Here is a 9,049-nt window from a genome sequence, read left to right on the forward strand (position 1 = left end):
ACCATTCGCACCGGAGTTAAACAGCTCAGAAAGGCTATGGGAGTGGATGCGGGAGCATGACTTATCAAACAAAGCATTTTCAGGTTATGAAAATATTGTAGATTGTTGCTGTGAAGCTTGGAATAACCTTTGCAGCGAAGCTGGTCGACTGTTCAGTCTGTGCTCCCGTGATTGGGCAGTTATACAGTAGTTAGAAAATTCAATTGGTATAATGCAAGCGCATCATCATGACCTGGATCGCAGTCAATAATAACAGGAAGTGGCATCGAGAATGACCTTCAGCAAAGAGCTAATCCTTAGCCAATTTATTCAGTAATCAGCTAAGAATTAAAGATCATTATTGTAGGTATGCAATATTTGATGAATAGGGGCGGAAAGTCGGCATTGCTGCCTTCCTGTTATGAAGCGTTAGGCCACTTGATCAGTTTTTCCTGCCCATGTTCATCCAGCTGCCACCATTCATCCATGTCGGCCCCTTCCTGCCAGGGGCCAGAGTTACAGCGAACCCTGCACTGGCCATAGGCTTGAAGGCTTCTGGCACACTCGGTGTCATCCTGCCAGGGGGTGCCAGTGGTTTTAAACCAGATGCTGGTCCAGGCCTTGCCAACAGCACTTTCAACAATCATGACAGGAATCGTTTTGCCCTGGCGGGTTACCTCTATGTCATGCACCACCTTGCCGCTGTTCACAGCCACCACGCTATCAAAGGTGTCGTTCAGCCAGTCAGTTATAGCTTCCAGGGAGAGGTCCTTGGCATAAACTTCAATATCGTCGACTTCGACAGTGCCGGCTTGCGATGGATCAAGACTGCTCATTTGAGAAACGTCACTTTTCAGCTAACAAATGCTTAAGTATACCTGTATAGATTTCCTGCAGGGTATCAAGATCTTCCGCTTTAACGCATTCATTGACTTTATGGATGGTGGCATTTACCGGGCCAAGTTCCACCACCTGCGCGCCCGTTGGGGCAATGAAGCGACCATCGGATGTACCACCAGATGTAGATAGTTCTGTTTCCATTCCGGTAACTTCCTGAATAGCTTTTTGAGCTGCATTGACCAGAGCCCCAGGGCGGGTTAGAAACGGCTGACCACTCAGATGCCAGTCAATATCGTATTCCAGCTGATGGCTATCCAGAATTGCGGTAACGCGTTGCTGAAGTTGTTCAGCAGTCACTTCTGATGAGAACCGGAAATTGAAATTAACCTGACATTCTCCGGGTATGACATTGCTGGCGCCGGTACCGGCATGGATCTGCCAGATCTGGAAGCTGGTGGGAGGAAAGAATTCATTGCCTTCATCCCAGACTTCGCCCGTGAGGTCAGCAATGGCCAGTGCCACTTCATGTACCGGGTTTCTGGCCAGATGAGGATAGGCCACATGTCCCTGAATGCCTTTAATGGTCAGGTGTCCATGAAGTGAGCCACGACGGCCATTTTTCACCACATCACCCACCGTATTGGTGCTGGATGGCTCACCAATCAGGCACCAGTCGATTTTCTCGTTTCGTGCTTCGAGGTGTTCAATAACTTTTACCGTACCGTTCCTGGCCGGGCCTTCTTCATCACTGGTAATCAGAAAGGCGATGGATCCTTTGTGATCAGCGTGTTTCGCCAGAAAGTCTTCGCATGCGGTTACCATGGCGGCTAGGCTGCCTTTCATATCGGCGGCTCCCCGTCCATGCAGCATGCCGTCGATGACGGCTGGCTGAAATGGTGGGTTGTCCCATTTCTCTTCCGGGCCAGTGGGCACTACATCGGTATGTCCGGCAAAAGCCAGTACCGGACTCTGGTCACCTCTGCGCAGCCAGATATTTTCAACCTCACCAAAACGGAGTCGTTCAACCTTGAAGCCCAATGGTTCCAGGCGGCTGATCATTAGTTCCTGGCAACCTTCATCTTCAGGAGTGACAGAAGCGCGGCTGATCAAATCCATTGCCAGTTGGAGGGTGTTAGATGTCATATTCAGGGAGTCTGTCATTTATTGTTCTGGTAAGAAATCGGTATTCATATGAAATTGAGATGCAGTCTAGCATTATTCACTGGGCTGCAACCATTTGAGTATTTCACGGGTAAACGGTTGCTCTTTTTCGGACTGAAACTCAGAAAAGGTTTTTTCCAGGCGTTTACGGGTAAAACCGGAAAAATTAAGCGTGCCTTCCTCAGTAAAATAGAGGAGGTTATCTTGGATAGCGGATGCTAGCTCTTTACCACAAAGATCATTCACTGCCTGCTTGAAGCTGGCATGGCCATCAAACCGGTCTTTTTGATGGTAAAGGTCGGACAGAGTCGCCAGTGGGATCATCGATAGCCAGGGCTGAATCATCGGGTTGACGGCATGACCACTGCACCAGTCGCTGATTTGCCATGGGCGGCCAGTGAAGGTGTAGAGCCTGAGCCGGTTCTTCAGCCAGTCGGTATCATTCACCGGATAGTTGTCCCAAAGGAAGGGTTTGCGTTGGAACTGATCAGTCATTTCCTGCAAACCAGGCTGATCATAGCCCAGAGATATTACGTGGTCTCCTGTCCAGAAAATTTCAAACTGAGGATCCAGGTACTGCCCAAGATCGGCCCAGTAACCTTCAGGCATTGCGCCGTAAACCCTCTGCAGTAATGGGTCTTTTGAGTAGTAAGTGCCTACGACAATAAATTGGGTCGCAGTGCTTTCTCCGGCAATAAATTCAGCAATGTCAGCCTGGGTTTTTGCCAGATCATCAATGTCGTTACTGAAATCATCAAAGAGAATACAGAGAATCTCCGGGTTCAATTGATTGATACTGGCGATTTTCTGTTTCAGCTGTTGGCGACTTGTCTGGCTTAACTCACGTACATTGAAGGGAGTAATCCCGAGACCAAAACGCACATTCTTTTGTTTAAGCTCCAAACCCAGTGTATTCAGGTGATTGAAATCATTTTCTGGCCAGGGTTGATCCCACTGCTCACGGAGATAAGGGTCATTCTTCGGTGCGTAGATATAAAAATCGAAGCCTTTTCCGGCGCAGAAGCTGGCATAGGCGTTCCTGGATTCCCAGGACCACTGTTTGTCCTGATCATATAACCCTTCAATTACACCGTATTGGAATGCCATCAGCAGATAACTCCCTGTTAAAAATAAGCCCAATCGACACTAAATCTTAGCCTACGACGTTTTCTGTTTGTATTCACAGAGATCTTCAATAATGCAGCTGCCACATTGTGGCTTTCTTGCCTTACACACATAACGGCCATGAAGGATCAGCCAGTGGTGCGCATCCATCAGAAACTCTTTGGGAATCAGTCTAACCAGTCGCTTTTCAACCTCCAGTACATCCTTTCCAGGGGCGATTCCAGTCCGGTTCGATACCCGGAAAATATGGGTGTCCACCGCCATGGTTGGCTGATTAAAGGCGGTGTTTAAAACGACATTAGCCGTTTTTCGTCCAACACCCGGCAGCGCTTCCAGATCTTTCCGGTTATCTGGTACCACGCTATTGTGCTCATCAATCAGGATCTGGCAGGTTTTGATAACGTTTTCTGCCTTGGCATTAAACAGCCCAATGGTTTTTATGTACTCCTTCAGGCCATCAACACCCAGAGCGAGAATCGCTTCAGGAGTGTTGGCAACTGGATAGAGTTTATCAGTGGCTTTGTTGACTCCGACATCAGTAGCCTGTGCAGACAGTATCACCGCCACAAGCAGCTCAAATGGGGTCGTGTAATTCAGTTCTGTCGTTGGGTTAGGGTTTGCGTCCCGAAGTCGGGTGAAAATCTGCGTTCGTTTTTCCTTATTCATCCTTTGACCAGTTTAAAAAGTATAAAAATCAGCTCGAGATTAGTTTAATGCCAAACAGGGTGAAGAGTCCCCCGGTAAGGTAATCAATCAGATTAACGGATTTCTGATAAAACGTCTGAGCTGATGCTGTTGAAAATGCACAGGCTAAAAGCAGGTGCCATAGCAGGGTTATACTGGCCATGATGGACACACAGAGCATGGAAATTTGCCATGATGGCTCTTTGGGCATGGCAACAGAGAAGAGACTGATAACAAACAGTCCGGTTTTTGGGTTAATGATACTGGTGAAAAAGGCAAGTCTGGCAAGGTGCAAAGGTGACTTGAGGTGCTCCCGCCTGACTATGTCATCAGCCTTTTTACTGTTCTTTTTCAGGGTGCAATAGACCTTTGACAGGCCCAGATAGAGCAAGTAGCTGCCTCCCAGCAGCTTCATCAAGCCAAACAACCATGGAAAGGTCTGCAGTATGATCAGAACGCCTGATGCTCCCAAGACTCCCCACAGAATAATGCCAAACGTTACTCCCGCTGCAGAGCCAATGGCCAGTAAACGGTTATAGCGCAGGGCTGTGTTCATGGTAAGCAGCACATTAGCGCCTGGCGTACAGCAGGCCAGTGTCCAGATGAAAGCCACTTGAAGGGCGGTCTCAAGGTAAAGACTCATGGGTTTATTCTGTGCATGAACAAGAGAAAAGAGGATTATGCACAGCAAGTCTATTGGCAAAAAGCTTTTTCTGACGAGGTGTTTCTGTATTAACTCTCGTCAGAAGAATGTGCAGGGGGGCGCTTTCCGGGGTGCTGATAACTGCTCTATTCCGTCCCCGCTCTTTGGCCTGATAAAGGGCATTGTCGGCTTCTTTAAGAAGCAGGTCATGATTGGTTTCAGCGTTCAAGCGGTTTGCTATACCCATCGAAATGGTAACGTTACCTAGAGACTGACCATTAAACTGCATGCCCTGCCCAGCGATCCGGGTGACCAGCATATTCCCCAGTTCTGTGGCGGTGTCCAGGTCGGTACCGGGACAGACGATACAGATTTCTTCACCACCGTAACGGCAAACCAGATCACCTTCAGGAACTGACTGCTTTAATTCCATGGCGACCTGCTTCAGGACATAGTCACCGGCATCATGACCAAACGTGTCATTAAAACGCTTGAAGTGATCGAGGTCGATCATCATGACAGAGAGTGTTTCATTCTGGCTTTCAGCACTGTACGTATGCTGCTCCAGAAAGTCCATCATATATCGTCTGTTGAACAGGCTGGTCAGTGGATCACGAATAGCCTGTTGTCTGAGATCTTCTCGAAGGCGCATATTAGCCAGTGCCAGACCGATCTGTTCTGCCATGGACTCAGCTTTGGATATATTGCTCTCCAGAGCCTGTTGGTCATCATAATTAAGGTGTAGAACACCCAGTGTTTCGCCCTGTGCAACCAGAGGAATGCAAACCTGGTATAGGTCGCTTTCCATGTTGCTGTGGCGGCAGCGAATTTCCAGTCCATCTTCGCTGCTGAAGTGAGTATGCCCTTTTAACAATGACCAGCAATCACTGGGCTCAAAACGGTCACTCCCCTGCCACTGTTCTCCCCACTGAGTAATAAGATCCAATCGGTTTCTGGAAGACTTGATCAGTGTGATAGCACCACTACGGCATCCTGGCAGTAAGTGGTCTGCGATTGGATGAACGACGTTAGCCGCACTGTCGATAGTGGTACAGGCTGACATCAGGCTACCCAGTCGCTGCATCAAACTGAGCTCGTGAGTTCTTTCCTTGACTTCTGTTTTCAGTGACTCTCGCTCACGTTTAGCCTGTTTATCGAGCATGGAGCTGAAGAAGCGAGTGATCATGATTACCACAAAAACACCCAGTAAACTGATGACAACTACCCAGACCCAGATCCACATCAATTCGTCGGTGAACAGATTCATGGCAACAGCTGTACGTATGATATAAGTGTCGCCTGCATCAGAAATATGGCTGGCAGGCTCATGGTCATGTTCACCACCGTGGTCATGGTCTCCGGGGCTGACAATGGTAGCCTTCAGTGCATAGTACATCAGGTCATATCCTTTGGTATGACTGTGCCTGGTTGATGAACCCTTTCCATGCTCAAAAGCTTCCAGTACTTCTGGACGGGATCCATGATTATCAATCTGGTCAAGATCATGATTGGGAACCAGCGAGTCACCAATAACGACTCCATCTTCATTAATTATGGTAACTCTGACGTCAGCACTACCGCCTATATCGCTTGCAACTACATCAAAGTCGAAGTGTTGATAACCATGGAGTTCAATGTCGTTGCGGAGGATTCGCGATGTTATTTCTGCAGCTTGCTCCAGCTTACTTTGGTAACTCTGCAGCAGGATATTTTTGAAATGGAGTGTTAATAAGGTGAGGCTGGCGGTGAGCACCAGTGTCATCAGAATTGCTGGCATTGCCAGAGCTGCAGATTTACGGAACATGGCAACTTCCCTGTTAGCCATTGGTTGGGCTGGACCCAGTGAATTTATTAACTGTTAATGGTTATTGCTCTTTTCAGTATTACAAAGAAATAGTGGGTTGGTTTTGCCAGAATTTTGGCAAACAGGGCTGTAATGCCCTGTTTTTGGGAGGAAATGTTAAGTATATAAAAGAGTTACATGCGGAATGTCATGACCAGACCAAAGTAATTCCGGTCTTCATCCTGATCCTGCACCTGATAAAAGGTAGGGGCGAATGCCAGACGGATATTAAAGTCTTCCACAACTGGCTGTTCACGACCACCATTGATCCACTGGTCAATGCTGTCTACCGGATCCAGGAAGAACAGAGCTGTAGAGCCCAGACCCGAAGAGCCCCATACCAGACCATCATTCTCAACAATCGAGCGTTTCTGTTTAAATGCCCACTCACCGTAGAGCCAGCCACCAACGGGGGTTACGATAATATCCTGAATAGAAGGCACTTCAGCAATGGCTTCAATACCGTATTCCCAGTAGAAGGTAGACATCAGGAAGGAGTAAACAAATGAATTCCATTGGTTATATCCGGACTCTCGGGCAACGATGTAGTAAACACCACCGAAGTAAGGGTGTGCTACGTAGTTCAGGAAAAAGTCATCTTCATCCCAGACTGGGCCGGAGCTGACATTATCCCACCATTTTTTGTGAAACTGTTTCAGTTCGGACTTATCCCAATTGGTAAAAGATTCAGGCATAACGGCCAGAGCACCGATCACACCAACCCCAAGGCCGAACATCAATTTGGTCTGGGACCAGAGCCGAGCTTGATTTTCCTGTGGATTGTCATCAAACAGAGTCACAGCCCAGGGAGAACGCTCTTCCTGAAGGGAGAGTGTGAACTCAGTATCTGTTACAGCCTCTGTCGTCGTTGCAGGAGCTGTTGTGTTGGCCTGAGCAAAGCCGGAAAGCATGATCAGGCCAGATAGAAAAACTGGCAATATCTGGTTAAGCATCGTCTTTTATTCATGAGATAGCTGGTGGGAGGTACAGGCACCACCCGGAAACGGGTTATCCATTCAGGTTTTACCCCTGTTCTGGACGAAAGGTGGGAATTCTATAGTGTCTGCAGCTAATAATCGATTGGGGTTTATCATTATTTTGGGTATGCATTTGCCGGGCTGATAAATCAGCCTCTTATTCTGACGTGCCGGATTTCTGACTGTGTTCAACGTGGTAGCTCAGGTCATATGAACAAGAATCAGGCTACAAGTATGCACATGCTACATTGAAATATAAAAGCAGTATAGGGATGTGTCGTGTTTAATAAACAGCTTTACCTGATTGTTGTCACAGGTTTGTTAATGATTGGTGGACTATTTCCTTCAAGCAGAGCTCTGGCAGTCTCCTCCTCGGAGAATGAATCTGTCCCGCTTACTCAATATTGGAACATCATTGCCAATCATCTGGCCGAAAGTCTAATCTCCAGAGGGCGAATCGGAATAAATACCGTTTATGTTGATAGAAAACATACCGCTTTGGATATTGCCCGGTATCTTGAAAAACAGCTATCAGTCTCGTTGAGAAAGTCCGGTACGAAAGTAACTGCACCAACTAATGCCCGCTTTGTTATTGAGCTTGATGTTGAGATTCGAGATCGGTCGAATGGAATGGGTACCGTGTATGCTGAGGGAGGAGATATTGACCAGTTATGGGAGATCAAAGCGTTCAACCCTTTATATTCCGGTCAGTACGCTCATTATGAAATGATACCCCTGACAATGAACCGAACTGTAACCATCAATCCGCTTTCTGGTACCGATACTGAAGTTATGATAACCGCCCGAATTATGGAGAGAGGCTGGATTCTCGTATCACAAAATTATGCATTTTATTTATCATCTGAACAGGCAAGGCGTGAAAATAAGCCTATGCAGAAAAGCATCTCGAAGACAGAAAAGATTGATACTGCGAATGATGCCCTTTTTGTAGGCCAGCAGAATCACCAGAGTGCATTTCTGAATTATCAGGAAAAGCTGGATAATCATATCCAGCAGTTGATTGACAGTTATCAGTTTGATGTGAATTTTTAAAGAATGAAAGGAGTGCTTGAGCAGTACTCCTTTCTTAGACAGAAGTTTCAGAAACCTTATGGTCTTTTTTTTGTGTTTTAGTCTTTGGCGCAGTCTCATTACGTATATTAAGTTCGACGCTAGTACCCTGCCTGGTTCTTAACTCAGTCTGTACTGTACTATTTTTATTAGCTTCTACATCCCTGTCTGTTGTCTTTTTATTCTTGCAAAACCAGTGTATACACTTGGCGCCAGCCCCGATAAGCAGTAACCCTCCCCCAGCCGACATAAGAATAATGCCTGCTGTCATCTGATACCCGCACTCTGCTTCAGGGGTTTCTGTTATCGTTGCCGGCACTCTTGTTGATGGGAGGGAGGTGACGGAGGGATTATCAAGATGTGGGCCATGGTCAAAAAAGTCAAAGCTGGTATTCGAAGGTGCATGAAATAAAGATCCATTACCGACAAAGCTGAAGTCCTGGGGGTTAAATATAGAGGGAATCTGCAGCAAGCTTTTTTCTGGAGGAATACCTAAAAAACATTCCCGCCCGAGCCTGTAAATAATTCTGTGTAAACGCCACCAAAACTATTACTCCTTGAACCGGTCAGGAAACATAATTTCAAACCGGTTCATGGCTGCTTTCCAGTTCCTGATCGGCATGGTCCATTTCTCGGAAGCTTTTTCCATGGCCAGATAGATTACCTTCATGACTGACTCATCAGTCCGAAAAATCTTCCGGTTCTTGATCGCCTTACGAATGACGC

At 47.0% G+C, this 9,049-nt stretch carries 8 protein-coding genes and 2 pseudogenes; 2 read left to right on the forward strand and 8 right to left on the reverse strand.

What is annotated here, in order from left to right:
- Positions 1–190: pseudogene (locus AK963_RS35745) on the forward strand (IS630 family transposase); the annotation flags it as partial.
- Positions 191–398: 208 nt separating this feature from the next.
- Here the strand turns inward: AK963_RS35745 and AK963_RS21665 are convergent.
- From AK963_RS21665 to AK963_RS21695, 7 genes are all read right to left on the reverse strand, one after another.
- Positions 399–815, reverse strand: a complete 417-nt coding sequence (locus AK963_RS21665) for a hypothetical protein (RefSeq protein ID WP_066017507.1) — start codon at positions 813–815, stop codon at positions 399–401.
- A 10-nt stretch (positions 816–825) separates the two neighbouring features.
- A complete protein-coding gene (gene dapE / locus AK963_RS21670; protein WP_066017508.1) occupies positions 826–1,980 on the reverse strand; it encodes a succinyl-diaminopimelate desuccinylase in 1,155 nt (384 codons plus the stop codon).
- A 54-nt stretch (positions 1,981–2,034) separates the two neighbouring features.
- A complete protein-coding gene (locus AK963_RS21675) occupies positions 2,035–3,087 on the reverse strand; it encodes a beta-N-acetylglucosaminidase domain-containing protein (protein ID WP_066017509.1) in 1,053 nt (350 codons plus the stop codon).
- Positions 3,088–3,138: 51 nt separating this feature from the next.
- On the reverse strand, positions 3,139–3,771 hold the full coding sequence (gene nth / locus AK963_RS21680; RefSeq protein WP_066017510.1) for an endonuclease III: 633 nt from the start codon (positions 3,769–3,771) through the stop codon (positions 3,139–3,141).
- 28 nt (positions 3,772–3,799) lie between these two features.
- Entirely contained in the window at positions 3,800–4,432 is a 633-nt protein-coding gene (locus tag AK963_RS21685) for a LysE family transporter (RefSeq protein ID WP_066017511.1), read from the reverse strand.
- A 4-nt stretch (positions 4,433–4,436) separates the two neighbouring features.
- The gene (locus AK963_RS21690) at positions 4,437–6,236 is read right to left on the reverse strand and encodes a sensor domain-containing diguanylate cyclase (protein WP_066017512.1); all 1,800 of its coding nucleotides are present in this window, start codon (positions 6,234–6,236) and stop codon (positions 4,437–4,439) included.
- A 173-nt stretch (positions 6,237–6,409) separates the two neighbouring features.
- A complete protein-coding gene (locus AK963_RS21695; protein WP_066017513.1) occupies positions 6,410–7,228 on the reverse strand; it encodes a DUF3943 domain-containing protein in 819 nt (272 codons plus the stop codon).
- A gap of 303 nt (positions 7,229–7,531) precedes the next feature.
- Between AK963_RS21695 and AK963_RS21700 the strand changes: the two genes are divergently transcribed.
- A complete protein-coding gene (locus AK963_RS21700) occupies positions 7,532–8,305 on the forward strand; it encodes a hypothetical protein (RefSeq protein ID WP_066017514.1) in 774 nt (257 codons plus the stop codon).
- 568 nt (positions 8,306–8,873) lie between these two features.
- Here AK963_RS21700 and AK963_RS35750 read toward each other — a convergent pair.
- A pseudogene (locus AK963_RS35750) lies at positions 8,874–9,049 on the reverse strand (IS256 family transposase); the annotation flags it as partial.

It is taken from the genome of Endozoicomonas atrinae (assembly GCF_001647025.1).
Taxonomy (GTDB): Bacteria; Pseudomonadota; Gammaproteobacteria; order Pseudomonadales; family Endozoicomonadaceae; genus Endozoicomonas; species Endozoicomonas atrinae.